36 protein-coding genes are annotated in these 25,752 nt (G+C 65.0%); 23 read left to right on the top strand and 13 right to left on the bottom strand.

The features are described from left to right. Positions 1 to 10: 10 nt before the first annotated feature. The 5 genes from EL2594_RS13920 to dksA form a co-directional block, all read right to left on the bottom strand. A complete protein-coding gene (locus tag EL2594_RS13920; protein ID WP_011415742.1) occupies positions 11 to 802 on the bottom strand; it encodes a tryptophan 2,3-dioxygenase in 792 nt (263 codons plus the stop codon). A gap of 47 nt (positions 803 to 849) precedes the next feature. Continuing rightward, entirely contained in the window at positions 850 to 1,266 is a 417-nt protein-coding gene (locus tag EL2594_RS13915; RefSeq protein ID WP_011415741.1) for a DUF4112 domain-containing protein, read from the bottom strand. A gap of 17 nt (positions 1,267 to 1,283) precedes the next feature. Next, positions 1,284 to 2,747, bottom strand: coding sequence for an ABC transporter substrate-binding protein (locus tag EL2594_RS13910; protein WP_011415740.1), 1,464 nt, complete (start codon positions 2,745 to 2,747; stop codon positions 1,284 to 1,286). 44 nt (positions 2,748 to 2,791) lie between these two features. Next, the gene (locus EL2594_RS13905) at positions 2,792 to 3,166 is read right to left on the bottom strand and encodes a PilZ domain-containing protein (protein ID WP_011415739.1); all 375 of its coding nucleotides are present in this window, start codon (positions 3,164 to 3,166) and stop codon (positions 2,792 to 2,794) included. Between the two features lie 128 nt (positions 3,167 to 3,294). Next, entirely contained in the window at positions 3,295 to 3,753 is a 459-nt protein-coding gene (gene dksA / locus EL2594_RS13900) for an RNA polymerase-binding protein DksA (RefSeq protein WP_011415738.1), read from the bottom strand. 315 nt (positions 3,754 to 4,068) lie between these two features. On the opposite strand from dksA, the gene EL2594_RS13895 reads away from it, so the two are divergent. Continuing rightward, positions 4,069 to 4,395, top strand: coding sequence for an SEL1-like repeat protein (locus tag EL2594_RS13895; RefSeq protein WP_011415737.1), 327 nt, complete (start codon positions 4,069 to 4,071; stop codon positions 4,393 to 4,395). Between the two features lie 7 nt (positions 4,396 to 4,402). Here EL2594_RS13895 and EL2594_RS13890 read toward each other — a convergent pair whose 3' ends face one another. The 5 genes from EL2594_RS13890 to EL2594_RS13870 are packed head-to-tail and all read right to left on the bottom strand — an operon-like array spanning position 4,403 to position 7,685. Beyond that, entirely contained in the window at positions 4,403 to 5,542 is a 1,140-nt protein-coding gene (locus EL2594_RS13890) for a GNAT family N-acetyltransferase (RefSeq protein ID WP_011415736.1), read from the bottom strand. Further along, the gene (locus EL2594_RS13885) at positions 5,539 to 6,297 is read right to left on the bottom strand and encodes a glycerophosphodiester phosphodiesterase family protein (RefSeq protein WP_011415735.1); all 759 of its coding nucleotides are present in this window, start codon (positions 6,295 to 6,297) and stop codon (positions 5,539 to 5,541) included. The genes EL2594_RS13890 and EL2594_RS13885 overlap by 4 nt, the downstream gene beginning before the upstream one ends. A 7-nt stretch (positions 6,298 to 6,304) precedes the next feature. Further along, positions 6,305 to 6,763 (bottom strand): RidA family protein, encoded by a 459-nt coding sequence (locus EL2594_RS13880; RefSeq protein ID WP_011415734.1) that lies wholly within the window; start codon positions 6,761 to 6,763, stop codon positions 6,305 to 6,307. Further along, complete coding sequence (locus tag EL2594_RS13875) at positions 6,760 to 7,398, bottom strand: hypothetical protein (protein ID WP_041685381.1); 639 nt, start codon at positions 7,396 to 7,398, stop codon at positions 6,760 to 6,762. The genes EL2594_RS13880 and EL2594_RS13875 overlap by 4 nt, the downstream gene beginning before the upstream one ends. After that, entirely contained in the window at positions 7,395 to 7,685 is a 291-nt protein-coding gene (locus EL2594_RS13870) for a DUF3572 domain-containing protein (protein ID WP_011415732.1), read from the bottom strand. Before EL2594_RS13870 ends, EL2594_RS13875 begins: the two co-directional genes overlap by 4 nt. Before the next feature lie 44 nt (positions 7,686 to 7,729). Between EL2594_RS13870 and EL2594_RS13865 the strand changes: the two genes are divergently transcribed. The 4 genes from EL2594_RS13865 to EL2594_RS13850 all read left to right on the top strand — a co-directional run bounded on the left by EL2594_RS13865 (position 7,730) and on the right by EL2594_RS13850 (position 10,388). Next, positions 7,730 to 8,098 carry a response regulator gene (locus tag EL2594_RS13865; protein ID WP_011415731.1) on the top strand — a complete coding sequence of 123 codons (369 nt, stop codon included), beginning with the start codon at positions 7,730 to 7,732 and terminating at the stop codon, positions 8,096 to 8,098. A gap of 115 nt (positions 8,099 to 8,213) precedes the next feature. Continuing rightward, the gene (locus tag EL2594_RS13860; protein WP_011415730.1) at positions 8,214 to 8,456 is read left to right on the top strand and encodes an acyl carrier protein; all 243 of its coding nucleotides are present in this window, start codon (positions 8,214 to 8,216) and stop codon (positions 8,454 to 8,456) included. Positions 8,457 to 8,637: 181 nt separating this feature from the next. Continuing rightward, complete coding sequence (spt, locus tag EL2594_RS13855) at positions 8,638 to 9,888, top strand: serine palmitoyltransferase (protein ID WP_011415729.1); 1,251 nt, start codon at positions 8,638 to 8,640, stop codon at positions 9,886 to 9,888. Between the two features lie 68 nt (positions 9,889 to 9,956). After that, positions 9,957 to 10,388: an OsmC family protein gene (locus tag EL2594_RS13850; RefSeq protein WP_011415728.1), complete on the top strand. Its 432-nt coding sequence runs from the start codon at positions 9,957 to 9,959 to the stop codon at positions 10,386 to 10,388. Here the strand turns inward: EL2594_RS13850 and EL2594_RS13845 are convergent. Both EL2594_RS13845 and EL2594_RS13840 read right to left on the bottom strand, forming a co-directional pair. Beyond that, on the bottom strand, positions 10,385 to 11,062 hold the full coding sequence (locus EL2594_RS13845; protein ID WP_011415727.1) for an MIP/aquaporin family protein: 678 nt from the start codon (positions 11,060 to 11,062) through the stop codon (positions 10,385 to 10,387). The two genes, EL2594_RS13850 and EL2594_RS13845, sit on opposite strands and share 4 nt — an antisense overlap. 135 nt (positions 11,063 to 11,197) lie before the next feature. Next, positions 11,198 to 12,049: a sterol desaturase family protein gene (locus EL2594_RS13840; RefSeq protein WP_011415726.1), complete on the bottom strand. Its 852-nt coding sequence runs from the start codon at positions 12,047 to 12,049 to the stop codon at positions 11,198 to 11,200. 48 nt (positions 12,050 to 12,097) lie between these two features. Between EL2594_RS13840 and EL2594_RS13835 the strand changes: the two genes are divergently transcribed. Then, on the top strand, positions 12,098 to 12,769 hold the full coding sequence (locus EL2594_RS13835; RefSeq protein ID WP_081432329.1) for a Crp/Fnr family transcriptional regulator: 672 nt from the start codon (positions 12,098 to 12,100) through the stop codon (positions 12,767 to 12,769). Here EL2594_RS13835 and EL2594_RS13830 read toward each other — a convergent pair. Beyond that, positions 12,766 to 13,422 (bottom strand): YqaA family protein, encoded by a 657-nt coding sequence (locus EL2594_RS13830; protein ID WP_011415724.1) that lies wholly within the window; start codon positions 13,420 to 13,422, stop codon positions 12,766 to 12,768. The genes EL2594_RS13835 and EL2594_RS13830 overlap by 4 nt on opposite strands. Before the next feature lie 221 nt (positions 13,423 to 13,643). Between EL2594_RS13830 and EL2594_RS13825 the strand changes: the two genes are divergently transcribed. The 17 genes from EL2594_RS13825 to EL2594_RS13750 all read left to right on the top strand — a co-directional run bounded on the left by EL2594_RS13825 (position 13,644) and on the right by EL2594_RS13750 (position 25,740). Beyond that, complete coding sequence (locus tag EL2594_RS13825; protein WP_011415723.1) at positions 13,644 to 14,093, top strand: hypothetical protein; 450 nt, start codon at positions 13,644 to 13,646, stop codon at positions 14,091 to 14,093. A gap of 3 nt (positions 14,094 to 14,096) precedes the next feature. Then, positions 14,097 to 15,449, top strand: a complete 1,353-nt coding sequence (locus tag EL2594_RS13820) for a DNA-packaging protein (RefSeq protein WP_011415722.1) — start codon at positions 14,097 to 14,099, stop codon at positions 15,447 to 15,449. Positions 15,450 to 15,570: 121 nt separating this feature from the next. Further along, positions 15,571 to 15,879: a GIY-YIG nuclease family protein gene (locus EL2594_RS13815; RefSeq protein WP_011415721.1), complete on the top strand. Its 309-nt coding sequence runs from the start codon at positions 15,571 to 15,573 to the stop codon at positions 15,877 to 15,879. 57 nt (positions 15,880 to 15,936) lie between these two features. After that, complete coding sequence (locus EL2594_RS13810) at positions 15,937 to 17,085, top strand: phage portal protein (protein ID WP_011415720.1); 1,149 nt, start codon at positions 15,937 to 15,939, stop codon at positions 17,083 to 17,085. Next, positions 17,082 to 17,390, top strand: coding sequence for a DUF6127 family protein (locus EL2594_RS13805; protein WP_011415719.1), 309 nt, complete (start codon positions 17,082 to 17,084; stop codon positions 17,388 to 17,390). The genes EL2594_RS13810 and EL2594_RS13805 overlap by 4 nt, the downstream gene beginning before the upstream one ends. Before the next feature lie 165 nt (positions 17,391 to 17,555). Then, complete coding sequence (locus EL2594_RS13800; protein ID WP_011415718.1) at positions 17,556 to 17,945, top strand: HK97 family phage prohead protease; 390 nt, start codon at positions 17,556 to 17,558, stop codon at positions 17,943 to 17,945. 167 nt (positions 17,946 to 18,112) lie between these two features. After that, on the top strand, positions 18,113 to 19,261 hold the full coding sequence (locus tag EL2594_RS13795; protein WP_011415717.1) for a phage major capsid protein: 1,149 nt from the start codon (positions 18,113 to 18,115) through the stop codon (positions 19,259 to 19,261). 329 nt (positions 19,262 to 19,590) lie between these two features. Then, a complete protein-coding gene (locus EL2594_RS13790) occupies positions 19,591 to 20,136 on the top strand; it encodes a head-tail connector protein (RefSeq protein ID WP_011415716.1) in 546 nt (181 codons plus the stop codon). Further along, positions 20,133 to 20,291, top strand: a complete 159-nt coding sequence (locus EL2594_RS15400) for a hypothetical protein (RefSeq protein WP_011415715.1) — start codon at positions 20,133 to 20,135, stop codon at positions 20,289 to 20,291. Before EL2594_RS13790 ends, EL2594_RS15400 begins: the two co-directional genes overlap by 4 nt. Before the next feature lie 3 nt (positions 20,292 to 20,294). Continuing rightward, positions 20,295 to 20,687 (top strand): tail completion protein gp17, encoded by a 393-nt coding sequence (gene gp17 / locus EL2594_RS13785; RefSeq protein ID WP_011415714.1) that lies wholly within the window; start codon positions 20,295 to 20,297, stop codon positions 20,685 to 20,687. Positions 20,688 to 20,703: 16 nt separating this feature from the next. Beyond that, positions 20,704 to 21,111: a phage major tail protein, TP901-1 family gene (locus EL2594_RS13780; RefSeq protein WP_011415713.1), complete on the top strand. Its 408-nt coding sequence runs from the start codon at positions 20,704 to 20,706 to the stop codon at positions 21,109 to 21,111. Next, positions 21,108 to 21,440, top strand: coding sequence for a gene transfer agent family protein (locus EL2594_RS13775; RefSeq protein ID WP_049762516.1), 333 nt, complete (start codon positions 21,108 to 21,110; stop codon positions 21,438 to 21,440). Before EL2594_RS13780 ends, EL2594_RS13775 begins: the two co-directional genes overlap by 4 nt. Further along, on the top strand, positions 21,437 to 21,631 hold the full coding sequence (locus EL2594_RS13770) for a phage tail assembly chaperone (RefSeq protein WP_011415711.1): 195 nt from the start codon (positions 21,437 to 21,439) through the stop codon (positions 21,629 to 21,631). Before EL2594_RS13775 ends, EL2594_RS13770 begins: the two co-directional genes overlap by 4 nt. Further along, positions 21,624 to 22,196 carry a hypothetical protein gene (locus EL2594_RS13765; RefSeq protein ID WP_011415710.1) on the top strand — a complete coding sequence of 191 codons (573 nt, stop codon included), beginning with the start codon at positions 21,624 to 21,626 and terminating at the stop codon, positions 22,194 to 22,196. The genes EL2594_RS13770 and EL2594_RS13765 overlap by 8 nt, the downstream gene beginning before the upstream one ends. A gap of 6 nt (positions 22,197 to 22,202) precedes the next feature. Continuing rightward, positions 22,203 to 24,527 (top strand): DUF2460 domain-containing protein, encoded by a 2,325-nt coding sequence (locus EL2594_RS13760; RefSeq protein ID WP_011415709.1) that lies wholly within the window; start codon positions 22,203 to 22,205, stop codon positions 24,525 to 24,527. Further along, positions 24,524 to 25,339 carry a DUF2163 domain-containing protein gene (locus tag EL2594_RS13755; protein ID WP_011415708.1) on the top strand — a complete coding sequence of 272 codons (816 nt, stop codon included), beginning with the start codon at positions 24,524 to 24,526 and terminating at the stop codon, positions 25,337 to 25,339. The genes EL2594_RS13760 and EL2594_RS13755 overlap by 4 nt, the downstream gene beginning before the upstream one ends. Beyond that, positions 25,336 to 25,740: an NlpC/P60 family protein gene (locus tag EL2594_RS13750; protein ID WP_011415707.1), complete on the top strand. Its 405-nt coding sequence runs from the start codon at positions 25,336 to 25,338 to the stop codon at positions 25,738 to 25,740. The genes EL2594_RS13755 and EL2594_RS13750 overlap by 4 nt, the downstream gene beginning before the upstream one ends. Positions 25,741 to 25,752: the final 12 nt, after the last annotated feature.

The following is a 25,752-nucleotide window of genomic DNA, read 5'->3' as shown; positions in this document are numbered from 1 at the left end:
ATCCCAACCCTCATATGGCCGTCCTCACGCTCAGCAGCTCGGGGAAGAACGCCTGTTTAAGCACGCCTTCGAGATACGGCACACCCTTGGTGCCGCCCGTGCCGCGCTTGAAGCCGATGATCCGCTCGACCGTTTTCAGATGCCCGAACCGCCAGCGCTGGAAATGGTACTCGAGATCGACCAGCTTCTCGGCCAGTTCGTAAAGATCCCAGTGCTGCTGCGGGTCCCGGTAGATTTCAGCCCACGCCGCTTCGACCTCTTCCGACCGGACCCAGACTTCGTCGAGCTTGCGCGCCAGCACTTCATCGGGGATGGCGAAGCCGCGCCGCGACAGCAGGCGGATCGCCTCGTCGTAAAGGCTGGTACGCGCCAGTTCCTCGCGCAGCGCCGTCGCGATTTCCGGCGTCGGTTCGTGCATCGCAACCATGTCCGGATTGCGCCCGCCGAGCAGGAATTCCATCATCCGGTATTGCGGCGACTGGAATCCGCTCGAGCGCCCGAGATGCGGGCGGATTTGCGAATAATCGTGCGGCGTCATGGTGCTCAGCACGTCCCAGCTCTGGATCAGCTGGGTCTGCGCGCGCGCCACGCGGCTGAGCATCTTGAAGCTGGGGCGGAGGTTGTCTGCGGCAATGCAATCGCGCGCGGCGAACAGCTCATGCAGGCATAGCTTCAGCCACAGCTCGCTCGCCTGGTGAACGATGATGAACAGCATCTCGTCATGCGCGCCGGACACCGGGTGCTGCGCCGCCAGGATGCGATCGAGATCGAGATAGCTGGAATAGGTAACGTCTTGCGCCATGCGGCAGGCACTAGCGCGAGTTGGTCTCGGTTGAAACTACTGCCCGCTCACTGCTCGATCACGCGCGTCTGCGGGTGATGCTTGTCGAGGTGCTTTCTGATCGTACGCAGATTGCGCGTGTTCGAGCGGTAGACCACGTCGAACGCATCGCCGACGACCGGCACAGCGCCCACGGCGGTGTCTAGACCGATGCGACCCATCATGTGCCAAAGTTTCCATTTGGGCAGACCGAGGTTGCGCGCTTCCCATACGATATAACTGCCCATGGCGGCGGTGATGATATCGCCCACCACCGGCACGAGGCCGACGATGATGTCGAGACCGATGCGATAATTCGTGCCCGGCACTACCATGCTGCGTTCGAGCAGCATTTCCAGAGCTTCGATACGCTTCCGGATCGAAACCGGATCATTGCCGGTCGGCATTTCGAACCCCATCGCCTGCACGCGCGGACCCTCGTTCATATTCAAGCCTCCTTTTCTTAAAATATGGGCGCGGTGGCGATGGGAAACAAGGGGTGACGCCCCCAGCGATTCTCCGAATAACCCTCGAGTCCCCCGCGAACGAGAGACCAGCGAATCGGCGCACCGAGCGGGATGTAGGCTTCCGCGGCCGTCAGAGCGCTTTCGGCTTCCACAAGCAGATTGGTTTGCTCCTGCGCGGTCGCAGCGTCCAGCGACTGGTCGACCAGCACATCGGCATCGGGTGAGCATATCGGCTGGGCAACTGCGCAATTGAACTGGTTCAGGAACCAGCGCGCATTGGCATAGCGCGCCAGCCGGTCGACCAGTTCGAGGTCTGCCTGCGAACGCAGGTCGGCGCGCTCCAGCCGCACGCCAATGGTCGAAAAATCCGCTGCCAGCTGCTGCAGCAGAAGCTCGGAGCCCGGTCCATCGGGCAGAAAGATCGTAAGGCGCACTGTCCCCTCACCCGAATAATCGGCGATCCGGCGCCTTGCCTCGGCCCGGCGCTCTTCCAGTGACTGTCCGCTCCAGCGCTCCCCAAGCGCACCCGGATCGCGCGGCAGGTCGGGCGCGACGATCCGCGTGGTCGGTATCCAGCCGGCGACATTGAAGGGTGCGAGCAATGCAGGCCTGTCGATAGCCATCGACAGCGCTTCGCGACGCGAGGCTTCCGCGAGCAAACCGTCGGCATTGTTGAATGTCAGCCCGAACAGGCCGAGCGCTGCGTCCAGCCGGATAGTGCCGCGCGACAGCGGCCCGAGATCGGCCAGCGGAAGCGTCGACAGCCTGCCGTTGAGCACAGCCTCGACCTCCGCATTTCTAAAGGCTTCGACCGCGGCGCCGGCCGACATGGCGCGGAGCGAGATAGTGAGGGCATCCTCGGACCATTCCGGTCGCGCGGGCAGGCCGCGCTCCTCCGGCGGCACGGGCGTCAACACCGCCCGATCGTCGACGCGCTGCAAGCGCATCAGCCCTGCGGCCCGTCCGTCGAGCCGCAGCCCTAGTTCCGGCTGCGCCAGCAATTGCAGGAATTCGGGCATCGGGCTCTTCAGCCGGATCTCGATCACGCGCGCGGTCATAGCGCGAATCTCATCGATTTTCTCCAAATCGATGCCTAGGGAAGTGCCGTCCAACGCATCAATCGTGGCCAGCAGGCTCCGGCGGACGGATTCGGCATCGATGGGCTCGCCGTTCGACCAGTCGGAATTCCTGACGCGAAAGATGAAACTCAGCCCATCGTCGGTAACGATCCAGCGTTCTGCGATCCCCGGAATTATTTCCCCCTGGGCATCGAGCGCGACAAGCCCCTCGGCCGTTGCCTCCCTGACGAGCTGCCCGGCGAACGACAGTCGCAAGCTGGAATCGAACATCGATTCTTCACTGCCCACCACGGCCAGCGCGATCGTGCCGTCGTCGCTGCGACCCGAGCACGCGGGCACCGCAAGCACGACAAGCAGAATGGCAGAAAGCAGCGAACGCATGGCTGCTGCCTAGCAGCCAAATCGTGCAGGGTCAGCGCCAGCTATCAGATTTTTCGCAAGCGGGACGGATCGCTTCCGCCAGGCTGCAAACCGGCCGGGCGCACGAAGCGCGGGGTCGACTCATCGTCCTTGTTGGCGGCAGGTGCCCTGGCGAGTGCGGGGTCGACCTGATGGTCGAACGCGATGCCGAAGCGGTTGTCCTGCACCCAGGCAACGCTTCCGTCGACCCAATCGATGTTGCGCAGCTTGATCGAGAGACGCGCTCCGCGAACGACTTTCAGGCTGCCCTCTGCCATCATTCCACCGGCGGAGAGGTTGCGCACCTTTACGCGCACAGCCTCGTCGGCCCCTTCCGGGCGCAGATCCGCCATCAGGAAGAGACTATCGCGGGAAATGTTGCGTGTATCGACGGCAGGCATGGATCGACGCTATCCCTTTGTGCTTTCCGAACAAGAACTTGCATCGGCCCCAACCGACCGAATACCCATGCCTTACCAGCAATGTCCCTAATGAAGCTTTAAGCTTCTTTGCCGCAATCGCAGCGCGATCATTTGTCGCGCGAAATCTTCTCGCGGCGCTCGTGCGCTTCCTGTGCTTCCACGGTCATGGTGGCGACGGGCCGGGCGATCAGGCGACGCAGGCCGATGGGATCGCCGGTCACTTCGCAAAAGCCATATTCGCCCTCGTCGATGCGGCGCAGCGCGGAATCGATCTTCGCGATCAGCTTGCGTTGGCGATCGCGGGTGCGCAATTCGATCCCCCAGTCGGTTTCACTGGAAGCGCGATCGTTGAGATCGGGTTCGCGGATCGGCCCGTCCTGCAGCGATTGCAGCGTTACTCCGGCAGCGGAATGGATCGAACGCTTCCATTCGAGCAGGAGCATGCGGAAATAATCCTGCTGCTTTTTACTCATGTACGGTTCGTCGTCGCCGGGAACGTAATCCTCTTCGAGCCTGCTTTTCGCCTTGCTCAGGATTTCGCTGTCGTTTCGCGCCGAAGCGGCCATGTGGGTCCTCTCAACCAGTCTCCCCCCGCGACCTGCCGCATCCCTCAGCCAGCATCATCGACGCCATGCGCAGGGTCGAATTGAGCGCGCCTATAAGGGGCGGGCCTGCACTGCACAAGCGCCAATCCGCAGGTCAGGTTTTCCATGCCCGACCAAAGCTTAAGCGAAGCAGAATGCGGCCAAATAATCCGCCATCAATGGTCAGGCCGATGACAAAAAGCGGATCGCGGTTAACCGGTTATTTACCATAAGGCTCTTGAACTCGTCTCACAGCCGGTGAGCACTTCGCCGGATCAACTTGGGGGAATGAGGGCAATGAAACTGATCAAGATCGAAAGCGAGACATACCAGACAGCCGATGCCAGGGAGCCGAGCCTGGTGGTCGCGCAATGCCTGGCGGCAGCAGCGGCAGGCGAGACGATCGCGCTCTACGATCTGGGCGTCATCTATTCGACCGGCAGCCACGGCGCCGAATACGATCTGGTCGAGGCGCACAAGTGGTTCAACCTGGCCGCTTCGCGCGGTCACGAAGAAGCTGCGTGGTGCCGGGCCGATGTTTCCGACGAAATGACTGCGCGTGAGATCGCCGAAGCCCAGCGCCGGGCGCGCGACTGGCTCGCAGCGGACAGCAAGGCCGCCTGACCTACGCTCACCCGCCTTTCCGGAAAGGCGTTCTGCGGTCGAGATAGTTCTGATCGATCTCGACCCCGCGTCGCTCGCGTTCGAGAAACTCGGCGACGGCTTCGCGAAATCCCGGGTCGGCGATCCAGTGCGCCGACCAAGTCTGCACCGGGGCATAGCCGCGGGCCAGTTTGTGTCCACCTTGTGCGCCCGCTTCGACCCGCTGCAAGCCGCGCTCGATCGCGGCATCGATGGCCTGGTAATAGCACAATTCGAAATGCAGGAAGGGGATGTGCTGCGTGCACCCCCAATAGCGCCCGTAAAGCGCGTCGCGTCCGATGACATTGAGGGCACCTGCAATCGGCTCTCCATCACGATAGGCGAAGATGAGCAGCAGCTTGTCTGCCATCCTTTCTCCCAGCAGCGAGAAGGCTTCGCGCGTCAGATAGGGCGTTCCCCACTTCCTGGCGCCGGTATCCTGATAGAAGACCCAGAAGGCATCCCATTCCGCTTCGGTGATTTCCGCGCCGGTCAGGTGCCGGATTTCGACCTCGGCCTGCGCTTTCGTCCGTTCCTTGCGCAGGGCGCGGCGCTTGCGACTGGCGAGATCGGCCAGGAAATCGTCGAACGAGCCGTAGTCGCGGTTCTCCCAGTGGAACTGGATATCGCTGCGAGGCAGCCAGCCTGCCTCCTCGAAGATCGGCAGTTGGCCGGGATCGATGAAGGTCGCATGCGCACCGGAGAGCGCATTCTGTGCGCATAATTGCTCGGCCGCCTTGAGCAAAGGCAGGCCCAGCGCGTCGTCGGCCAACAAAAGGCGCGGTCCGGTCGCGGGGGTGAATGGCGCGGCGATCTGGAGCTTGGGATAATAATCGCCGCCGGCGCGCTGGTAGGCATCGGCCCAGTTGTGATCGAAGACATATTCGCCCTGGCTATGTCCCTTCAGATACGCCGGCATCGCGGCAAGCGGCAGGCCGGAGTCGCTCTCGATCACAATCGGCGCGCTTTGCCATCCCGTACCGGGGCCGACGCTACCCGAGTCTTCCATCGCGGAGAGGAAAGCGTGGCTCATGAAGGGATTGTCTGCCCCGCCGAGTGCATCCCATTGCGCAGCGTCGAAGGCGTTCACCCCCATGCCAATGCGCGCGGTGAAGGCAGTGTCGCTCACGATGCGACCGTTTCCGGCAAGCCAAGGCCTTCGCTGATCAGGGCATCGGCATAAAGCAATGCGCGGGCGCGGGTCTCCGGCGAATTGACCGTCCAGGTCAGTACCGGCAGGCCGCCTGCCCGCAGCGAAGCGACCCATGCGCAGGGCAAGGCCGCGATGTGGTAGGCGAGAAAATCGGGCTTCGCGATGGCGAAGGCGAGCCGCCGCTGCCAGCGCTTCTGCGTATAGCCATGTTCGTCCTCGCGCATCACCAGCCCGGCGCAGGTCTGCGGGCATTTCCGGCGAAACCAGCGCGCTACGCGCGGATCGAAGCTCATCACCGCATGGTCGCCGGCATATTCTCTGAGCGCATTGCTCACCGCCGCGCAGCTCGCTTCGACATCGTAGCCGCGTTTGGACTTGATCTCGATCAGCAGCGGCACGCGGCCCGCCACAAGGTCAAGCAGGTCGGCCATCGTCGCCGGGCCCTCCTCACTGTCGAGATAGCGGAGTTCCTTGAGCGCCAGCGCGGTTGCCCCTTCAGTGAAGCCGTCCTGCCCGGTCAGCCGCAGCAGGTCCCAGTCATGGAACACCATCGGCCAGTCGTCGGCGCTGCGCTGGATATCGCATTCGATACCCATCCCCGCTTCGATCGCCAGCTTCGCTCCGGCGAGCGAATTTTCCGGTACGCGCGTGCCGTCGGGACCCGTCCCGTGCAGGCCGCGATGGGCATATTCCCACCGCGTCAGCCAGTCGGGGACAGGTCGCCTGCGCACCCGTGGATCATTCTGCCAGGGCGATGATCGCGTCGACTTCAACCGCAGCGCCGAGCGGCAGGGCAGGCACGCCAACGGCCGCGCGGGCATGGCGGCCCTTCTCGCCGAACACGTCGAACATCAGCTCCGACGCACCGTTGGCGACTTTGGGCTGGTCGATGAAATCGGCGGTCGAATTCACGAAAGCGCCCAGCTTGACGATCCGCTCTACCTTGTCGAGCGGCACAAGGGCCGACTTCAACTGCGCCAGGATCATCAGACCGCAGGCGCGCGCGGCCGCGGTTCCGTCGTCGAGCGAAACATCCTCCCCCAGCCGCCCGGTCACGAGCTTGCCGTCGATGAAAGGCAATTGCCCCGAGATGTGGGCGAACCCGCCCTGCACCACCACCGGTACATAGCTTGCCACCGGCGCGGCAGCCTCGGGCAGGACAATGCCCAGTTCGTTCAGTCTTGCTTCGATGCTCATGCATCCTCCTCCAGTCGTTCCAGAATCCACGGGAGCGCATGCTCCCATTCGTCGATGCGCGCATGCGCATGGCCGGCCTTTTCGCCGCAGGCGATATGCGGGGCGATGGCCGGCTCGCCGCACAGATGCAGCCGGGTTATATGGGGCACGGTTTCGGCGGCGGAACCATGATGCTGCGCAAGGTCGTCGATGAACACAGCGCGGCTCGGCTGGCGTTCTTCAAGAATGGCCGCGAGCGCCGGACCCTTGGGTCCCTGATTGGTATAGACTGGGGCCTCGATCCCGTAGCGCAGCAATTGCTCGGCACGCTTGTCGCGCCGCTCGTCGAGCAGATTGGTAAGGATCACCACATCGGCATGCTCGCCAATCGCGTTGATCGATTCCACCGCGCCTTTGATGGGATGCTGGCGATCCATCTCGTGATCGAAAAACAGGTTCAGATGTTTCCAGATATCGCGCTGCTCCAGCACCGCACCGCTTTCGCGCCAGGTCAGTGCCTTGCTCCAGTCGCCATTGTCGAGCGCGAAGTCGATCCCGTGCTCCTCGTCGAGGAAGTCGCGAAAATGCGTGACCATGTGCAGCAGCACCTCGTCACAATCGGATATCACCAGAGGTCGGGAGGCGGGTCGGCTCATCGGGACAATTGCTCTCGGGCGGACAGAAGGACCTGGGGCTCGACGTCGAGAGCGTCGGCGGCGAGCAAGAGGTCCGGCTCGTGATTGGACAGGAAATCGAGGACGGCGGCGAGCACCATTGGGTCGGTCAGTCTTTCGCGCAGGATATCGGGTGTCAGCCCGGTCAGTGCAAGCAGGCGGGCCGCGCGGTCTTCATCCGTCAGCACCCACCCAAGCGCTTGCAGCGCCAGCGCATCCGGGTCGGCCGCGTCGTGCCTGGTGGATTTTGGCGGCAGTGTAATTGGCAAGGCTCCGATGCTGGCCTAGGGCGTCCCCTGAAGGAGCGGCACCCGTGGCAAAGAGAATACTGGTTGTCGAGGATAACGACCTCAACCGGAAATTGTTCTGCGACGTCCTGCGGGCCAAGGGGCACGAAGTGCTCCCCTGCGCTGATGGCAATGCCGTGCTCGGCGCCGCGCGCGAATTCTCGCCCGATCTTACCATCATGGATATCCAGCTGCCCAATATTTCCGGCGTCGATCTGATCCAGGCCATGAAGCAGGACCCGACGCTCGCCGCGATCCCGGTGCTGGCGGTAACCGCCTATGCCGGCAAGGGAGACGAGGAGAAGATCCGCGATGCAGGCGCCGCAGATTACCTTTCCAAGCCGGTTTCCATCGGCCCGTTCATGGCTGCGGTGGATGCCCTGATTGCCGCCTGACGCGCGCGAGGCAGCCCTTCGGCACGCTTGACATTTGCCCGCCAAACCCGCTTTCCCCTGCGCCAATTGACGCAAGGGCAGACCGATTGCCCGCAACCCTAAGGAATTATCACCGATGGATCGCGCCGAAGTCGACACCCGCATCCGCACCATCATCGAGCCGTTCAACAAGAAAGGCGTCGAGATCACCGATGCGACGACATTCCAGAACGACCTTGAATTCGACAGCCTGACGGTAATGGATTTCGTTGCCGAGATCGAAGACGAATTCGACATCATCATCAGCATGAACCAGCAGGCCGAGATCGAGAATTACGGCCAGCTCGTCGACGCCGTCACCAAGATGGCGAGCGATTGAGCCTTTCCCCCGACCCCGTTCGCCCTGAGCCTGTCGAAGGGCCGTTTTTCACGTTGAGCGTATCGCAAGCTGAGAAGGACAGGGCTTCGACAAGCTCAGCCCGAACGGATAGAGGGGCTGAAAGATCACGGACAGGGAGCCGCGTGAAGGTGTCGTTCTCGAAAATTACGGAAGCAGCAGCATGAGCGAAGGCATTTCGCAGCCCGACCAGCCGGAAGATCTCGGCGGCGGGGACACGGACCTGTTCAGCAAGTTCGACGATGTTATCGAACTGCGCAAGGGCCTGCTCGCCAGCGGGCAGGAGGATCCGTTCAACCTGGTGATGGAGAAGGTCCTGTCGCCGACCCGCGCGATCTGCAACGGGCGCGACACCATCCTGCTCGGCACCTACAATTACATGGGCATGACTTTCGACCCGGACGTAATCGAAGCGGGCGAGCAGGCGCTGCGCGATTACGGCACCGGCACCACCGGCAGCCGCGTGCTCAACGGCACATATCAGGGTCACAAGGAGTGCGAGGAAGCGCTTAAAGAGTTTTACGGGATGGACCATGCCATGGTCTTCTCGACCGGCTACCTCGCCAATCTCGGGATCATTTCGACCATCGCCGGCAAGGGCGATTACATCATCCTCGACATCGATAGCCACGCCAGCATCTGGGATGGCTGTGCGATGGGCAATGCCGAAGTCGTGCCCTTCAAGCACAACGATGTCGAAGCGCTGGAAAAGCGCCTGAAGCGCGTACCCGAAGGGGCTGGCAAGCTGGTGATCCTCGAAGGCGTCTATTCGATGCTGGGCGATGTCGCGCCGCTGCGCGAGATGGTAGCTGTCGCCAAGAAACACGGCGCCATGGTGCTGGTCGACGAAGCGCATTCGATGGGGTTTATCGGGGAGAACGGGCGCGGGGTCTGCGAAGCGGCGGGCGTGATCGACGATTGCGATTTCATCATAGGCACCTTTTCCAAGAGCGTCGGCACCGTCGGCGGTTTCTGCGTGTCCAACCACCCGAAGTTCGAGATCATGCGGCTGGTTTGCCGGCCTTATGTCTTCACCGCATCGCTCCCGCCGAGCGTGGTGGCGACCGCTGCAACGTCGATCCGCAAGCTGATGCACGGCTCCAACAAGCGCGCGCATCTGTGGGAGAACTCGCGCAACCTCCATCTCGGCCTGCAGGAGCTCGGCTTCCAGCTCGGCACCGACGCGCCGGAAAGCGCGATCATCGCCGTCATCATGCCCGACCTCGAAAAGGGCGCGGCGATGTGGGAAGCGCTGCTGAAGGAAGGACTCTACGTCAATTTGGCCCGTCCGCCGGCCACGCCCGCCAACATGACCCTGCTGCGCTGCTCGCTCTGCGCCGAGCATAGCGAAGAGGAAGTGACGACGATCCTCGGCATGTTCGAACGGGCGGGGAAGACGGTCGGGATTATCTGATCGGAGAAGCAGCTGGGGAACGCTCGCACCGGTCTTGCCGTTGGATGTCTTGAAACAGGAGATCGACGATGAAGACCACCAACACCGGCAGCGCAACCTATGAAGGCCTTGGCAAAAGCGGGAAGGGCCTCGTGTCCACCGGCTCGGGCGCGCTTTCGGCGCAGCCTTACGGATTCCAGACTCGGTTCGAGGACGAGCCGGGCACCAACCCCGAGGAACTGATCGCCGCGGCGCATGCCAGCTGCTTCACCATGGCGCTGTCGTTCAAGCTGGCCGAAGAAGGCTTCGAGAACGGCACCGTCACGACCAGCGCCGAAGTGACACTGGAAAAGGACGGCGACGGCTTCACCGTGACCAAGTCCGCGCTTGCGACCAAGGGCAAGGTTGCCGGGCTGGCGCAGGATCGTTTCGAAGAGCTGGCGGCCGATGCCAAGGCCAATTGCCCGATTTCCAAGCTGCTCGATGCCGAGATCACGCTGAAGACCGCGTTCGAAGGCTAATGGTCCGCGGCGCCTTCCGCCGTCAGCCAATCCGCGAGGCCGGTCGCAATGACCGCTCCGGCAATCTGCGCGAGGATGAACATCGGCACGTCGGCGGGGGCGATTCCGGCGAACGTATCGCTCAGGCTGCGGACGATGGTGATGCCGGGATTGGCGAAGCTGGTCGATGAGGTGAACCAGTAGGCGCTGGTGATATAGAGCGCGACCCCGGCCGGGATGGCTTCCGCGCGATATTTCAGCAGCAACAGGATCGTCAGCACGAGGCCGAAGGTCGCGATCAGCTCGCCGCTCCATTGCCCGATCCCGGCGCGGGCCTTGGTCGAGAATTGCAGGATTTCGAGGTCGAACATCAGGTGCACCGCCAGGGCGCCGAGCGCGCCGAGTGCGATCTGCGCGGCTACATAGAGCGCGGCGTCGCCCGCCGAAATCTTTCTCCGCATCAGGAAGGCCAGGGTCACCGCAGGGTTGAAGTGCGCGCCTGAAATCGGCCCCAGCATGGCGATGATGACATAGAGGATCGCGCCGGTGGCGATGGTATTGGCGAGCAGCGCCAGCGCGACATTCCCGCCGGCCAGCTGCTCGGCCATGATGCCCGATCCGATGACTCCCCCGAACAGGAAGAAGCTGCCGATCCCCTCGGCGGCCAGTCGGCGCGGCAATGCTGTCTTTGGCATCGATCGTTTCCCTGTTCCGCGACTGCCTTTCGCGATGCAGGTGACAATTCCGTGACGGAACGGCCGCGACGGTCCGTGCCTGGCGAAGGAAGGGGGCGGCGGCCTGTCCTCCGACGCCGCCGCCCTCTTCCCCGGTCAGGCGGCGGTGATCGCCGCCTCCTCTCCAACAGGTTCGGCGAGCTCCGTGTCCTTCTTTTCCGGAAAGATCGGCCACAGCAATTGCTGGCCGAGCGTTGCCGGGGCGAGGTTTTCGACGCCGTAGCTCGAGGGGAACGTGCGGGTGATCTTCGCGGTGCCGAACAGGACATCCCAAAAGAACAGGAGATTGCCGAAATTGCCCTTGTAATTGACCGCCGGATCGTCGGCGTGGCGGCCGTGATGCGCGTGGTGTGTGGCGGGGGTCGAGATGGTCCGTTCGACCACCCACATGACGGGCGAGAGCCAGGCGATCCGGTACAGCGGCTTGTCCCAGGCGACATCCGAATGCGCACCGATGATGACTGTCATCTTGACCACCAGATAGCCGGCATAAACCCAGCCGAGACCGAGATACAGCAGGACGCCGGTGAGCCAGAGATTGGGCATCATCGCGTAGTAGATGACGTTGTTCCGGTACACGAGCCGCATGCTCATGTAGCGGGCGTTGTGATGGGCGCGGTGCAGATTGTAGAGCCACGGAAACGTGTGGCTCGCGCGGTGCCACCAATATTGCATCATGTCATCACACACCAGCAGCAGGCCGATCGCGGCAAAGACGTTGATGCCTGCCAGCGCACCTTCGAACTGTGGGAAGGCGAGGCCGGTCAGGAATGCGGAGGCGAACAGGACCGCCGGCTGCGTCACCACCACCAGCATCGTCATGCTGACGATTTCGACGATCCCGTCGTCGCGGGTCTGTTCGGCTTTCGAGAACAGATTCGAGCGCCACAGTTCCAGCAGGCCGAAACCGGCATAGATGGCGAGAACGACGAAGCTTGCAGTCGGCATGATCCACTCCCTTGTTGGAAGCCGGATAGCGCGCTATCGCAATCGGGAATGTCAGATTCTATACAATCGCGCGCCGAGGGCCGGTCGGTTGTGGCGCCGACGCTGTTCGGCCTGCTCGACGAAAGTCTGCGCGAGGCCCTGCGCGCGGCCGCGCCCGAGCGTCGGTTCGCGCCGGGACAGGTGATCCAGCAGCGCGGCGAAGCGACCAGCGGCTTCTGGGTGATCGAGCGCGGCGCGGTGGTGGTGGGCCAGTATCTGGAGAGCGGCGACTTCCGCGCCATCGCCCATCTCGGCGAACGCGATTCCTACGGCGAGCTGGCGTGGCTGGCCGGCCGGACGCGGGTCGTCGATGCGGTCGCGCGCACCGAATGTTCGCTGCGCTGGATCGAAGGCGCACGCTTCGAAGCGGCGCTGGCAAACAACCCCAGCGCGATGCGGCAATTGCTGAGCGGGCTGGCGGAAGAATTGCAGGAGATGATCGACTTGGTCGCCGGGCAGCATGGGGGCAGAGGGCTCAACCGGATCGCGCATTTCCTGCGCAATCTCTCCGCCACCGGCCCGGTGATCGCGATGGGGCAGCAGGAACTGGGCGACCTGGCCGGCGTCACCCGCGCAACCGCCAATGCCGCGCTCAAGACGCTCGAGCAGGCGGGCTGTATCGAGCGCGGGTACCGCCGGATTGTGGTGAAGGACCGCGAGCGTCTGGCGGACTGGGCCTAGCGGGCCGGAGCCGGTGCTTCGCGTTCCGCGCCCGCACACGGATCTTCGTCGTCGCCGCCGCCGCCCAGCTGCGTGATGGCGAGTACCCCGCCCACGACCAGTACGACGAAGGCGGTTGTCACGGTGCCGAGATATTTGTCGATGAAGAGCTTGATCGGCGCGCCGAAGATGCGGAACAGCAGGCCGACGGTGAAGAAGATCAGCCCGCGTCCGGCCAGGCTGGCCAGGATGAAAGGCACCAGCGCCATGCCGAGGAACCCCGCCGTGATGGTCAGCAGCTTGAACGGCACCGGGGTCGCCCCGGCGATGATGACCGCGGCGACGCCGTATTCGTCGAAGGTACACTGCGCCGCCGGCAAGGCATCGAGCAGGCCGATGGCGCCGAGCAGCGGCACCCCGACGCTGTCGAACAGCGCCCAGCCGATAAAATAGCCGAACAGCCCGCCCACCACCGAACTCAAGGTCGCGATGATCCCGAACCGCAGCGCCTTTTGCGGCGCGGCCAGGCACATCAGGCCCAGCAGCGGATGCGGCGGGATCGGGAAGAAGCTCGCTTCGATGAAGCAGAAGAACGCCAGCCACCATTCGGCGGCGGGATGCGCGGCTTTCTCCATCGTCCAGTTGTAGAGCCCGCGCAGCGGTTTCATGACCATGAGAGGGGGGTCCCGATTGCCTTTGCAGCCGATTACGGCAGGGCGCGACGGCACGCAACCGAATATCAAACTAACCTATTTGGCACTTTTCTATTGACATCGTCACGCTCTTTGGTTAGAGAAACGGAACATCGCGAAATACCGATTCGAAACGGGCGGCCCTGCACCACGCAGCGTCGCCCGTTCGCGTATCGGCACCGCGCAGGACGGGATCATCGGACGTGGCCAAGAAGAACTGGAAGACCATCTTTATCGATCAATTGGCGGAAACGTCGAACGTAAAGGCCGCCTGCGAGGTTGCCTCGGTGAGCCAGAGCCTCGTCTACAAGACCCGCCGTCACGATGCCGAATTCGCCCGGCAGTGGTATGCGGCGCTGGCCGAAGGCTATGACAACCTGGAGATGGAATTGCTGGGCCGGTTGCGTGACGGGCGGCTCGAAGATGTCGATGAACACGGCACCAGGCGCAAGTTCGACATCGGCACCGCCTTTCGCTGCCTCGCGGCCCATCGCGACACGGTAGCCAAGGAGCGTGGCCGCCAGACGCTGGAAGACGAGGTCGCGACGATGAAATCGATCAATGCCAAGATCGACAAGCTGCGCGATAACGAAGAGCGCGCCGCCCGCGCCCGGGCTGCCCGCGAAAAACGTGCAGCGGAAAAGAGCCGATAGGCCATGGCAGGCAAAAGCCGTGAAAGTCGCGGCGCGTGGTTTCGCGCCAATGGCGATAAAGGCGCACAGCGCCGCGTCGATCTCGACAAGGCGCTGCAACCGCATGAGTATAACGCGCTCGCGCACTGGCACTGGGAAGTCTGGGGCCGCGACGAGCAGCAACCGCCCGAAGGCCCGTGGCGGGTCTGGCTGATCTGCGCCGGCCGCGGCTTCGGCAAGACCCGCGCCGGAGCCGAATGGGTGCGCAACGTGGCGCGCCACGACGGCGAAGCCCGTATTGCGCTGGTCGGGGCGAGCCTGGTCGAAGTGCGCAGCGTCATGGTCGAAGGCGAAAGCGGCGTGCTGGCAGCGTCACCCGGTGCGCTGGCACCTGAATTCGAGCCGTCGCTGCGCCGCTTGCAATGGCCCAACGGCGCGCAGGCCTTCCTCTATTCGGCGGGTGAGCCGGAGAGCCTGCGCGGCCCGCAACACACGCATGCGTGGTGTGACGAAATCGCGAAGTGGGATAACGCCGGACTGCGCGCGCTCGCTGCATGGGACAATCTGCAGATGGGCATGCGGCTGGGGGACCATCCCCGGGTGCTCGCCACCACTACGCCGCGCACCGTGGCTCTGATGCAGCGGCTCTACGCCGAGGTTGAAAGCGGCGCAGTCGTGCTGGCGCAAGGCAAGACCGAAGACAACGCCGGGGTGCTGCCCACGGCCTATTTCGAAGCCATGCTCGACCAGTATGGCGCGACATCGCTCGGGCGGCAGGAACTCGAAGGCGAGATGCTGGAAGAGGTCGATGGCGCGCTGTGGAGCCGGGCCTTGCTGGAGCAGTGCCGGACCGCAGGAACAGGCGCTGAGCGCATCCGCGTGGTGGTCGGGGTCGATCCCCCTGCCTCATCGAGCGGCGATGCCTGCGGGATCGTCGTCGCGGCAAAATTGAATGACGGCAATGCCGAAGTGCTGGCCGATTGCTCGGTCGAGAAAGCCTCGCCCGAGACCTGGGCGCGCGCGGTCTCGAATGCGGCGAAGGCGTGGCAGGTCGACCGGATCGTCGCCGAAGCCAATCAGGGCGGCGCGATGGTCAGGAGCGTGCTGCACGCGGCGAACGTCTCGCTGCCGGTCAAGCTGGTCCACGCCAGCCGCGGCAAGGCGGCGCGGGCCGAGCCGGTGGCGGCACTCTACGAAGCCGGGCGAGTGCGCCACGCGGGCCTGCTCGCGAAGCTCGAGGACGAGCTGTGCGGGCTGATGGCGGGCGGTGGCTATGAAGGACCGGGCCGCTCGCCGGATCGGGCCGATGCGCTGGTGTGGGCGCTGAGTGAGTTGATGCTGGCTAAGCGCGAAGAGCCGAGCGTGCGAAGGTTCTGAACCGAAGAAGAAAGCACTGGCCCGGAACAAGTCCGGGCTGACAGGAGGATGGAGTGGACTGTCCTGCCATCACAGTCATCCCGGACTTGTTCCGGGATAATGCTTCTTTCATGCAAGACAGATGCGAACTTTCGAACCGACGGTTTACGTTCTCGCCAGCCATTATCGCGGGCGGCTCTACACCGGGGTGACGTCGGATCTGATGGCGCGAATTTACCAACATCGCGATGAAACGATGCAAGGCTATACCAGCCGGCGCGACATCAAGCGCCTCGTATGGTTCGAAACGCACGACGATATCGAAGTTGCCATCGCGCGCGAGAAAACGATCAAACGCTGGCCGCGCCAGTGGAAGTTCAATGTGATCGAAGAGGCAAATCCCGACTGGCTGGATCTGGCTGAGCCGCTGGGTTTTCCGCCACTGAAGTAAAAGCACTACCCCGGAACGAGTCCGGGGTGACTCCTATTTGAATTCAAGGAACGCTCCATGTCATTCCTCACCACCCTGACCTCCGCCTTCAAGGGCGGGGGCGGCAGCCGCGTGCCTGTTTCGCGCGGATTCGTCTCGCCCTGGGCGACTGCGTTCGAAAGCGGCCATCGCCGCCCGTTCGACTACGGCGCATCCTTGCGCGAGGCCTTTGTCGAGAACCCGGTCGCGCAGAGGGCGGTGCGGATCGTCGCCGAGGGGGTCGGCAGCGCGCCGCTCTCCGAAGCCGATCCCAAGCTGCTGGCGCTGATCCGCGCGCCAAGCGCAGGGCAGTCGCTGGTCGAGACGCTGGCGCTCCACCTGCTGCTGCACGGCAATGCCTATGCCCAGGTCGCCAAGGATGCGAGCGGCCAGCCGGTCGAGCTGTTCGCGCTGCGACCCGAGCGGGTTTCGGTGGTGCCGGGCGCGGATGGCTGGCCGAGCGCCTACGACTACCGCCTGGCCGATCGCACGCTGACCATCCCGCTTGAGGATGAGGACGGCTGGCCCAACATCATCCATCTCAAGAGCGTCCATCCAGGCGACGATCATTATGGCGCGGGGTGCCTGTCGGCGGCGCGGCAGGCGGTGGCGATCCACAATGCCGCGAGCGAATGGAACCGCGCGCTGCTGGCCAATTCGGCGCGTCCCTCCGGCGCGCTGATCCATGCCAGCGACGATGGCGGCGGGCTGACGACCGACCAGTTCGAGCGGCTCAAGGCCGAGCTGGAGGCAGCCTTCAGCGGCCAACCCAACGCCGGGCGGCCGATGCTGCTCGAAGGCGGGCTCAGCTGGCAGTCGATGGCCATGAGCCCGGCGGACATGGATTTCGCGACGCTCAAGGAAGCCGCCGCGCGCGACATCGCGCTCGCCTTTGGAGTGCCGCCCATGCTGCTCGGCCTGCCGGGCGACAACACCTACGCCAATTATCGCGAGGCCAATCGCGCGCTGTGGCGGCTGACGCTGCTGCCGCTGGCGGGGAAGATTCTTGGCGGGCTGGCCGATGGCCTGTCGGCATGGTTCGCGGATGCGGCGCTCAGCGTCGATCTCGACCGCGTCCCGGCACTGTCGGAAGATCGCGAGCGGCTGTGGGCGCAGGTCAGCGAAGCGAGCTTCCTGTCCGATCAGGAGAAGCGCCGGATGCTCGGCGTTGATGGAGCTGCAGCATGACCCGCGAAGAAATGCTCGCGCGGCTGATCGCGCAGGCGACGCATGAGGGCGGCGAACTCATTACCCTGCGCGCCATGGTCGAGGAAGCGAGCGAGGTCGGCGCCGAGCGGGCGCTGCACCGGCTAGGCCTCTCCGACAAGGAAGCGCAGGAGGATATCGACGAGCTGCGCGAGCTGCTCCAGGCCTGGCGCGATGCCAAGGCGAGCGCGTGGAAAGCGGCGCTCGAATGGATCGTGCGCGGGATCTTCGCGCTGCTGCTGATCGGCATCGCCGTGCGGCTGGGTGTCGGGGACATGCTGAAGTGAGACGGGTGTCGGCGCGTGGCCTTCGGAAGCGCAGCTGTCGCTTTGCGACACCGGCTCAGGCCGAACGGATGCTGTGAATGCACCGAAGCAATCTTGAACACCCGTTCGTGCTGAGCCTGTCGAAGCGCAGCCACGCCCCCAGCCCCAAGACCTGAAAGCCCGCCCATGAAAATCGCCGGATACGCCGCCCTCACAGGAGTGCCCGATGCTGCTCGCGACACAATTCTTCCCGGCGCCTTCGCGCGCACGCTCGCCGACCGGCGCGCTCCGATCCCGCTGTTCTGGCAGCACCGCCCGGAGCAGCGCATCGGCTGGATCGAGCACATTGCCGAAGACGATCGCGGCCTGCGCGTCGTGGCTCGCATCGACAATCCCGCGAGCCGCGCCGCCGCGCAGTTGAAGGCCCGCGCCGTGAGCGGCCTCAGCTTTGGTTATCGCGCACGGCAATTCCGCCACGATGCCTCGGGCCGGGTGCTCGAGGATATCGACCTGTTAGAGGTCAGCCTCGTCACCCACCCGCTCCAGCACGGGGCGCGGGTGCATTTTGTTGGTTAGCCTCAATCGCCGGCGGGCCCATCCGGGCCCTTAGGCTTTCCTCGCTCCCATCGGTCGCTGCGGGCGCGCCTGCAGGTGCTCGATGCGTAGCATCGAAACAGCGCCGAGGACGCACCCGCGGAGGCGGGTGCGAAAAACGAAAGACTCACCCGAAGAAAGGTACTGAAATGGACGTAACCGTTACCCCCACTCCCCCTACCCCCGACACGGCAGAAGAAAGCTTCGACATCGTCGCCCGTCAGGACAAGACCGAAGCCGACGTCGCCACGCTGCGATCCGACGTCGACGAGGTAAAGGCCCGCGTCGACAAGATTGGCCGCGCTGCCACGCGCCCTGCGATCTCTGGTGCATCGGAGTCCACCGAAGTGAAAGGCTTCGTCGACGGTTACCTGCGCCGCGGATCGACCAGCGAGGTCAAATCGCTGTCCGGCGCTACGCCGTCCGATGGCGGCTATGCCGTGCCGCAGCAGATCGACGCCATGATCGCACGCGAGCTTGTCGAAATCAGCCCGATCCGCGCCCTCGCGCAGGTAGTGCAGACCGGCAGCGCAGGCTATCGCAAGCTCGTCAGCACTGGCGGCACCGCCAGCGGCTGGGTCAGTGAAACCGCCGGCCGGCCTGAGACCGACACGCCGAGCTTCGAGGAAATCGCCCCGCCAACGGGTGAACTCTACGCCAACCCGGCGGCTAGCCAAGCTATGCTCGACGATGCGGGGTTCGACCTCGAAGCCTGGCTCGCCAGCGAGATCGCGATGGAGTTCGCGCGGGCGGAAGGCGCAGCCTTCGTCAACGGCTCGGGCATCGACCAGCCCGACGGTTTCCTCACCGTCCCGCATTCGACCAGCGACGACCAGGCCCGCAGCTTCGGCACGCTGCAATATGTCGGAACCGGCGACGATGCGGGCTTCGGCTCCAACCCCGATGCCAAGCTGATTGACCTCGTCCACACGATGAAGGCGGGCCACCGCCAGGGCGCGAGCTTCGTCATGAACTCGGCGACGCTCGCCGAGGTCCGCAAGCTCAAGACCGCCGACGGCGCGTTCCTGTGGCAGCCCGGCATGGTCGAGGGCCAGCCCGATCGCTTGCTCGGCTACCCGGTGGTCGAGGCCGAGGACATGCCCGACATCGCCAATGGCGAATGTCCGGTCGCCTTCGGCAATTTCCGCCACGGCTACCTGATCGCCGAACGGACCGCGACGCAGATCCTGCGCGATCCCTTCACCAACAAGCCCTTCGTGCATTTCTACGCGACCAAGCGCGTCGGCGGGCAGGTGCTCGATAGCAATGCGATCAAGCTGCTGAAGATCGAATTGTAGGAGTTCTTGTTCTCCGCACCCCATCCGGGGCGCGAAATCCTCGCTCATGCGACCTGACGGTCGCGTCGCTGCGGGCGGCCGGTCGGCCTTGCCCTCACCTTCGGCTCGCGTGCTGGAGCAATCCAGCAACGGCTTTGCCTGGTGGCGGAGCACGGTCGGCGACCAGCCGACCGCAAGCGCGACCGCGCGCCCGCAGCGCCTAAGGCGCGAGGACATCGCGAGCGCGGATGCGCTTGCGGAAAACAAAAAAGCGCCCGCGTTGCTGCGCGTCACCCTCTCCCTCGCGAGCAGCGCGGGCGCACCCTTCTCACTACTGATGGGAGACCGCCATGCAGCGGGCAATCCTGGCGCCGCCCGTCCTTGGCGGGGCGCCGCTCGACGAATTGAAGCACTGGCTCGCCATAACGCGCAGCGACGAGGATGCATCGCTCGAAGCGCTGATCCGCTCTGCGCTGGAAACCTGCGAAGCCTTTACCGGATCGCTGCCGATCGCGGCGAGCGTGGAGGAAATCCACCCGGCCCGGCGCGACTGGCAGGGCCTCTACACCTGCCCGGTGCAAGCAATCACGCAGACCGAAGGCATTCCTGCCGAGGGCGCGCGGATCGCCTTTGCACCGGGCGACTACGAGATCGAGATCGATGCCGACGGGCGCGGCCTGTTTCGCCTGCTGAAGCCCAGCGCAGCAGGCCGGATCGCGGTGCGGTTCAGCGCCGGACTTGCACCGGATTGGGAGAGCCTGCCCGACGGCCTGCGTCACGGCATCCTGCGCTTGGCGGCGCATAATTTCCGCACCCGCGAAAGCGCAGACGGTCCCAATCCGCCCGCCGCCGTGGCAGCCCTGTGGCGGCCCTGGCGCAGGCTGAGGGTCGCATGATCGAAGGCAGCGTCAACCCGCCACCCGGGCGGCAGAAGCGCTCGCTCGCTGCGCAGGCGCGCAAACTCGCCCTCGCCCGCTGGACCATGCGCCGCGCCGGGGATCGCCGGTGGCGCGATGCGAACACCCTTTGGCCCCTGCTTGATCGGAGCTGATACATGGAAATCCAGCTACGCAACGCGCTGCTCGACTGGCTGCGCAGCGCCCCGCCCCCGGTGGGCGACCTCAACGTCATCGACGAAGACCAGATCGCGCGCGCCACTGCGCCGTGGCTGGCCCTTGTCGCGAGCATGGCGAGCGAATGGGGAAGCAAGGATCGGCAGGGGCGCGAAATACGCGTCGCTTTCGAGCTCAACACGCGCAGCGACGACCCGGCAGCCGACCTCGCCCGCGGGGCGGCGCTCGAGTCGCGCATCGCCGCGCTCCCGCCGGCACAGCCTGGCTTCCGCGTCGTCACCAACCGTTTCCTGCGCTCCCGCAACGAACGCCGCCCCGACAATATCCGCGCCACGCTGCTGGAATATCGTTTCCGGCTGCTAGCCACTTCCTGATGCGAAAGGATCCCGCATGACTGCCCAGAAAGGCTCAGCCTTCCTCCTCAAAATCGGCGATGGCGGCCAGCCGCTTGCCTACGACACCGTCGCCGGATTGCGCACCACGCAGCTGTCGATCAACGGCGACACCGTGGTGGTGACGCACAAGGAATCGGGCGGCTGGCGCGAACTGCTGTCGGGTGCCGGAACCCGTTCTGTCAGCGTCAGCGCGGCAGGCATATTCCTTGGCAGCAGCGCCGAGGCGAAGGTCCAGTCGCATGCGCTGGCCGGAACGATCGACGATTACGAACTCTCGTTCGAGGACGGCGCCAAGCTGCGCGGGCGGTTCCTCGTCCAGCGGCTCGATTATGCGGGCGATTTCAACGGCGAGCGCAATTATACGCTGCAGCTCGAAAGCTCGGGCGCGGTGCTGGCGGTATGACCCGTCGACAGGCTCAGGACGAGCGACCAAACCCGATGCGCGGTGAAGCATCGCTCGTGATCGATGGGCGCCACTATGTGCTGCGCCCCAGTTTCGCCGCCCTGATCGCGGCGGAGGAAGAGATCGGCCCGCTCTTCGCGCTCGTCGAACGGGCGGGCGCAGGCGAACTGCGACTGAGCGAGATGACCGCGCTGTTCTGGCACTGCCTAGCCGATCGCGGCGATGTGGGCCGCGATGCCGTGGGCAGCGCCATCGCGGCACGGGGCCTCGCCGCCAGCGCCACGCCGCTGCGAGCGCTGCTCGGCGCGATCCTCAAGGGCGGCGGGTGAGCGATCGCCTGAGCGAGCGCGTGCCCCGGCTGGCAGCGCTTGCCGCGCAGCATCTCGGCTGGCCGCCGGAGACGTTCTGGGCCGCCACCCCGGCCGATCTCGCTCTCGCCGTCACTCCGCCGGATGCCAGCGACGCCTCCCTGAGCCGCGCCGACCTCGACCGCATGATGAAAGACCAATCCGATGGATGATCCAGTCGATGAGATGCTGATCGAAGTGCGCGCCAGCACGCAAGGGTTCAGCGACGATATCGCGCAGATGCGCAGCACTTTCGACGGGCAATTGCTCGACGGGTTCTCCAAGGCCGGATCGGTGCTCGAACGCGGCTTGCTGAGCGCGATCCGCAAGGGCTCGCTCAGCTTCGAAGACCTGCAGCGCACCGCCAGCCGCGTGCTCGACCAAATCGCGGCGCAAGCACTGCAACTGGGCCTGGACCAGATTTTCGGCAGCGCGGCGAAGGGCAGTCTGGGCGGTGTGTTCGGCGGCATCGTGAGCGGCCTCTTCGGTCTGCCCGGCCGCGCCACCGGCGGGCCCGTCTCGCCCGGTCGCGGCTTCGTCGTCGGCGAGCGGGGCCCGGAGGTCTTCGTCCCGACCAGCGCCGGCCGTGTGGAGCCGTCGCTCGCCACTGCAGCACCCCGCAATGTCAACGTCGCCATCCGTGTGGCGACACCACGCGGCACCGACGCGCCGGTCGCGATGCAACGCTCCAGCCGCCAGGTCGCGAGTGCGGTGCGTCGCGCGTTGATGGAAAGGTAGAGCACAATGAGTTTCTGGCTCGCCCGAGAACGCACCGGGCAGGATTTCGACTATCTCCAGCGCTTCGATCCGCGCTTCTGGACGGTCAACTTTCCGCGTCCGATGATGGCCTCGGTGGTGACGACCGGGCCGGACTCGCTGCGGGTCGAATGCGAATTTCACCATGCGGGTGAGCTCGCCGGGCTCATCTGGGACAGCGAGGATACGCTCGACCATCCGCTTACCGCCTATGAGACAGATCGCAATTACGAGCATACCCACCTGCGCTTTCGCTGGCGTTCGTCGGGTGTCATCCCGCTCGACGCGGTGCACGGGCCGACGCTCACCATCGAGGGGCGCGATGCCAACGGCGCGGCGCGTAGCTGGTATGTGCGGCTGTGGAACTATGCCAGCGGCACGCCTGAGGACGCGCAGATCGACCTGCCGTTTTCCGCGCTGGAGAGCGGGTTCACACTGCCCGGCGAAGCGGTGCACCCGCGGGACATCGACCGCATGTTCATTTCGCTGGTGCCGCCCGGCTATGCGCCCGGCAGCAGTGATCCGCTGCCCGCACGGGTCGATGGCTGGGTCGAACTGACCGACATCGCTTGCGAAGGTGAGCGCGCGATTATCAAGGTGGGCGATGTGATGCTCCCGCCCCATGGCGAGCAGATGGCCACCGCCTATGACGACGGCTTCAACCAGACCCCTGCACGGATGCTGCGCACGATTACCGCGCTCGGCTATCGCGGGCGGATCGTCCATTACGTCGGTATGAGCCATTTCTTCCGGCTCGAGCGTGTTGATGACAGGCTGCTGGTCGCAACCGACGGGGCCCTGTGCACGCCCGCCACGGCCTGGCACAGGTCCTATTTCGAACATTGCGCGGCGGGGGGTTTCGAAGCGATCGCGTCGCTCTCTTACGAGTTGTTTGCCGAGCATTGCCCCGATGCCTGGCAGCAGCGCGCGCATGATGGCACACCGGCGCGCACGGGCTGGGTTCCGCCCTCGGCGCTGCTCTCTTCCGCCAACGCGCAGGCGATGGCCTTTCTGCAGACGGTCGCGGTGAGTTTCGTTTCGCTGATTGAAGCGGCGGGCCTGCCGGTGCTGTTCCAAGTGGGCGAGCCGTGGTGGTGGGTCATCCCAGAAACGCGCGCGCCGTGCCTTTACGACGACGCGGCGAAGGCGGCGCTGGGCGGCAATCCGCCCGTCATTGCAGACATGCGCAGCGCGATGGACCCGGCCCGGCTCGAGCTGCTCGACGCGGCGGGTGCGATGCTCGCGCAATCGACGCTCGATCTCGGGCAGGCGGTGCGCGATGCAGCGACCGGCGCGGCGGAAATCCTGCTGCTGGCCTTCACGCCGACGATTCTCGATCCCGCCATGCCTGAACTGAAGCGCGCCAATTTGCCGCTGGGCTGGGCGTATCCGGCTTTCGACCGGTTGCAGCTGGAGGATTACGACTGGCTGACCGGCGGCGCGGTCGCGCTGCGGCGCGCAGCGATAGAATTTGTCGATGCGCGGCTGGGCTATCCCGTCGACCAGCAGGACTATTTTTCCGGCTTCGTGCTGCTGGCCGAGGATGCCGAGGATTACTGGCCGCTGATCGATGCCGCGCTCGACGAGGCAGCGGCGCGCGGCGTCACGCAGCGCTTCGTCTGGGCGCTGCCGCAGGTTTCGCGCGACGGCTACACCCGCCTCGCGCCTTCGCAGGAGACGCAAGTGCAACCCTTCGACGATGTGCTCTACCCGCTCGCGCTCGGCCGCGATGCCGGGGTCAGCCCCGAATTCTCGACCACCGTGGCGGTTACCGCTTCGGGCCATGAGAGGCGCAATTCGCTGTGGTCCGACGCACGGCTGCGCTTCGATGTCGGCCCCGGTCTGCGTTCGGAAGAAGAGCTGGGCGTGCTGCTATCCTTTTTTCGCGCAAGGCGCGGGGCGGCTCGGGGTTTCCGGCTGGCCGATCCCTTCGATTACAGCTCCAGCGGCATGACGGGCGCGCCCTCCGCGACCGATCAGCTGATCGGCATAGGCGACGGCCTCGGTGCGGAATTCGATCTGGTGAAGCTCTATGGCAAGGGCGACGAGCCGCAGCGCCGCCCGATCACGCGCCCGCGATCCGAAACCGTGCGGGTGAGCGTTGGCGGCGTCGAAACCAGCGGCTGGACCCTGGGGGAAATGGGCCGGATCACGTTTTCCGCCGCACCGCCCGATGGTGCGGAAATCCGCGCGGGCTTTCTGTTCGATGTGCCGGTCCGTTTCGCCGAGGATCGGCTCGACATCACTGGCGCGTCCTTCGCGGCAGGCGAAGCCCCGTCGGTCCCGCTTGTCGAAATCCGCGAGGCGTCATGAGCCACGTCTTCTTTGCCACCGAGTTGGAAGGCGTCGCGACCTGGTGGCGGATCGACCGGCGCGATGGCGTAACCCTTGGTTTCACCAGCCATGATCGCGACCTGACATTCGACGGCGTCACCCACCGTGCCGCGCCCGGCATCCTGCCTTCGGCCATCCGCAAGACCGCCACGCTCGATGGCGACAGCGCCGAACTGACCGGGCCGCTCGCACATGACAGCATCTCTGCCGCCGACCTCGCGGCGGGCCGTTTCGACGGCGCGCGGGTGAGCATCGGCGCGGTCGATTGGGAGACGCTGGAGCGGGCGCAGCTGTTCGCCGGCTCGATCGGCACCGTACAGGGCGACGACGACAGCTTCACCGCCGACCTCCTCTCCGCCAAGCAGCAATTGCAGGTCGACGACGTGCCGCGCACCAGCCCGACCTGCCGCGCGACATTCTGCGGTCCCGGATGCACGCTGTCCGCAGCGCGCTTCTCGCGCGAGGCGCGGGTCGCATCGGTCGATCGGGAGGCGAATGCCGTCGCCTTCGACGGAGTCACGCCGTCGGACTACGCTTTCGGCCAGGTGCGCTGGATCGAAGGGCCGCATGTCGGCATCGCGATGGATGTAGTGGCGGTCGAAACCGGCGCGCTGGTCCTCGATACACCGCTCGACGGGGACGTCGCCCCGGGCCAGCGGGTACGGCTGCGCGAAGGATGCGACCACACGATCGGCACCTGCCAGGCCCGCTTCGCCAATGCGGCCAATTTTCAGGGCGAGCCCTTCTTGCCGGGCAACGACCTGCTGGCCCGCTACCCCGTGCAAAGATGACGACACCCGGCGAAAAGCTGGCCGATGCAGCGCTGCGCTTGGTCGGCACGCCCTATCGGTTGCACGGTCACGAACCGCGCTTCGGTCTCGATTGCGTCGGCCTGCTGGTCGCGAGCATGCGGGCGATCGGGCGCGCAATCAGCGTGCCGGACACCTACAGGCTCCGCAACACCGCGATCGAACCCTTGCTTGCGCTGGCCGAGCGGGAGGATGCCACCGTCGCCAAAGGCAGAGCCGAACCGGGCGATGTCCTGCTCGTGACGCCCGGTCCCGCGCAGCACCACATCCTTATCGCCGCGGACGCGACGCACTTCGTCCACGCCCATGCATCGCTGCGCCGGGTCGTGTCGATGCCCGGCCCATCGCCGTGGCCCTGTCAGGCGCGCTGGCGCCTCCTCTGATCGGAATTCTGT

This window comes from Erythrobacter litoralis HTCC2594 (genome assembly GCF_000013005.1).
In the GTDB taxonomy this organism is placed as follows: domain Bacteria; phylum Pseudomonadota; class Alphaproteobacteria; order Sphingomonadales; family Sphingomonadaceae; genus Parerythrobacter; species Parerythrobacter litoralis_A.
The sequence above is the reverse complement of the archived record's forward strand: the minus strand, read 5'-3'. Positions and strand labels throughout refer to the sequence as shown.

Coding starts and splice junctions, on each gene's coding strand:
- EL2594_RS15400 (WP_011415715.1), top strand. CDS start 20,133: ATGATCGAAGGCAGCGTCAACCCGCCACCCGGGCGGCAGAAGCGCTCG.
- dksA (WP_011415738.1), bottom strand. CDS start 3,753: ATGGCCGCTTCGGCGCGAAACGACAGCGAAATCCTGAGCAAGGCGAAA.
- spt (WP_011415729.1), top strand. CDS start 8,638: ATGAGCGAAGGCATTTCGCAGCCCGACCAGCCGGAAGATCTCGGCGGC.
- EL2594_RS13850 (WP_011415728.1), top strand. CDS start 9,957: ATGAAGACCACCAACACCGGCAGCGCAACCTATGAAGGCCTTGGCAAA.
- EL2594_RS13835 (WP_081432329.1), top strand. CDS start 12,098: ATGTCAGATTCTATACAATCGCGCGCCGAGGGCCGGTCGGTTGTGGCG.
- EL2594_RS13905 (WP_011415739.1), bottom strand. CDS start 3,166: ATGCCTGCCGTCGATACACGCAACATTTCCCGCGATAGTCTCTTCCTG.
- EL2594_RS13795 (WP_011415717.1), top strand. CDS start 18,113: ATGGACGTAACCGTTACCCCCACTCCCCCTACCCCCGACACGGCAGAA.
- EL2594_RS13830 (WP_011415724.1), bottom strand. CDS start 13,422: ATGGTCATGAAACCGCTGCGCGGGCTCTACAACTGGACGATGGAGAAA.
- EL2594_RS13780 (WP_011415713.1), top strand. CDS start 20,704: ATGACTGCCCAGAAAGGCTCAGCCTTCCTCCTCAAAATCGGCGATGGC.
- EL2594_RS13840 (WP_011415726.1), bottom strand. CDS start 12,049: ATGCCGACTGCAAGCTTCGTCGTTCTCGCCATCTATGCCGGTTTCGGC.
- EL2594_RS13875 (WP_041685381.1), bottom strand. CDS start 7,398: ATGAGCCGACCCGCCTCCCGACCTCTGGTGATATCCGATTGTGACGAG.
- EL2594_RS13805 (WP_011415719.1), top strand. CDS start 17,082: ATGACCCGCGAAGAAATGCTCGCGCGGCTGATCGCGCAGGCGACGCAT.
- EL2594_RS13810 (WP_011415720.1), top strand. CDS start 15,937: ATGTCATTCCTCACCACCCTGACCTCCGCCTTCAAGGGCGGGGGCGGC.
- EL2594_RS13800 (WP_011415718.1), top strand. CDS start 17,556: ATGAAAATCGCCGGATACGCCGCCCTCACAGGAGTGCCCGATGCTGCT.
- EL2594_RS13880 (WP_011415734.1), bottom strand. CDS start 6,763: ATGAGCATCGAAGCAAGACTGAACGAACTGGGCATTGTCCTGCCCGAG.
- EL2594_RS13845 (WP_011415727.1), bottom strand. CDS start 11,062: ATGCCAAAGACAGCATTGCCGCGCCGACTGGCCGCCGAGGGGATCGGC.
- EL2594_RS13910 (WP_011415740.1), bottom strand. CDS start 2,747: ATGCGTTCGCTGCTTTCTGCCATTCTGCTTGTCGTGCTTGCGGTGCCC.
- EL2594_RS13775 (WP_049762516.1), top strand. CDS start 21,108: ATGACCCGTCGACAGGCTCAGGACGAGCGACCAAACCCGATGCGCGGT.
- EL2594_RS13760 (WP_011415709.1), top strand. CDS start 22,203: ATGAGTTTCTGGCTCGCCCGAGAACGCACCGGGCAGGATTTCGACTAT.
- EL2594_RS13815 (WP_011415721.1), top strand. CDS start 15,571: ATGCGAACTTTCGAACCGACGGTTTACGTTCTCGCCAGCCATTATCGC.
- EL2594_RS13915 (WP_011415741.1), bottom strand. CDS start 1,266: ATGAACGAGGGTCCGCGCGTGCAGGCGATGGGGTTCGAAATGCCGACC.
- EL2594_RS13895 (WP_011415737.1), top strand. CDS start 4,069: ATGAAACTGATCAAGATCGAAAGCGAGACATACCAGACAGCCGATGCC.
- EL2594_RS13755 (WP_011415708.1), top strand. CDS start 24,524: ATGAGCCACGTCTTCTTTGCCACCGAGTTGGAAGGCGTCGCGACCTGG.
- gp17 (WP_011415714.1), top strand. CDS start 20,295: ATGGAAATCCAGCTACGCAACGCGCTGCTCGACTGGCTGCGCAGCGCC.
- EL2594_RS13750 (WP_011415707.1), top strand. CDS start 25,336: ATGACGACACCCGGCGAAAAGCTGGCCGATGCAGCGCTGCGCTTGGTC.
- EL2594_RS13860 (WP_011415730.1), top strand. CDS start 8,214: ATGGATCGCGCCGAAGTCGACACCCGCATCCGCACCATCATCGAGCCG.
- EL2594_RS13820 (WP_011415722.1), top strand. CDS start 14,097: ATGGCAGGCAAAAGCCGTGAAAGTCGCGGCGCGTGGTTTCGCGCCAAT.
- EL2594_RS13920 (WP_011415742.1), bottom strand. CDS start 802: ATGGCGCAAGACGTTACCTATTCCAGCTATCTCGATCTCGATCGCATC.
- EL2594_RS13765 (WP_011415710.1), top strand. CDS start 21,624: ATGGATGATCCAGTCGATGAGATGCTGATCGAAGTGCGCGCCAGCACG.
- EL2594_RS13790 (WP_011415716.1), top strand. CDS start 19,591: ATGCAGCGGGCAATCCTGGCGCCGCCCGTCCTTGGCGGGGCGCCGCTC.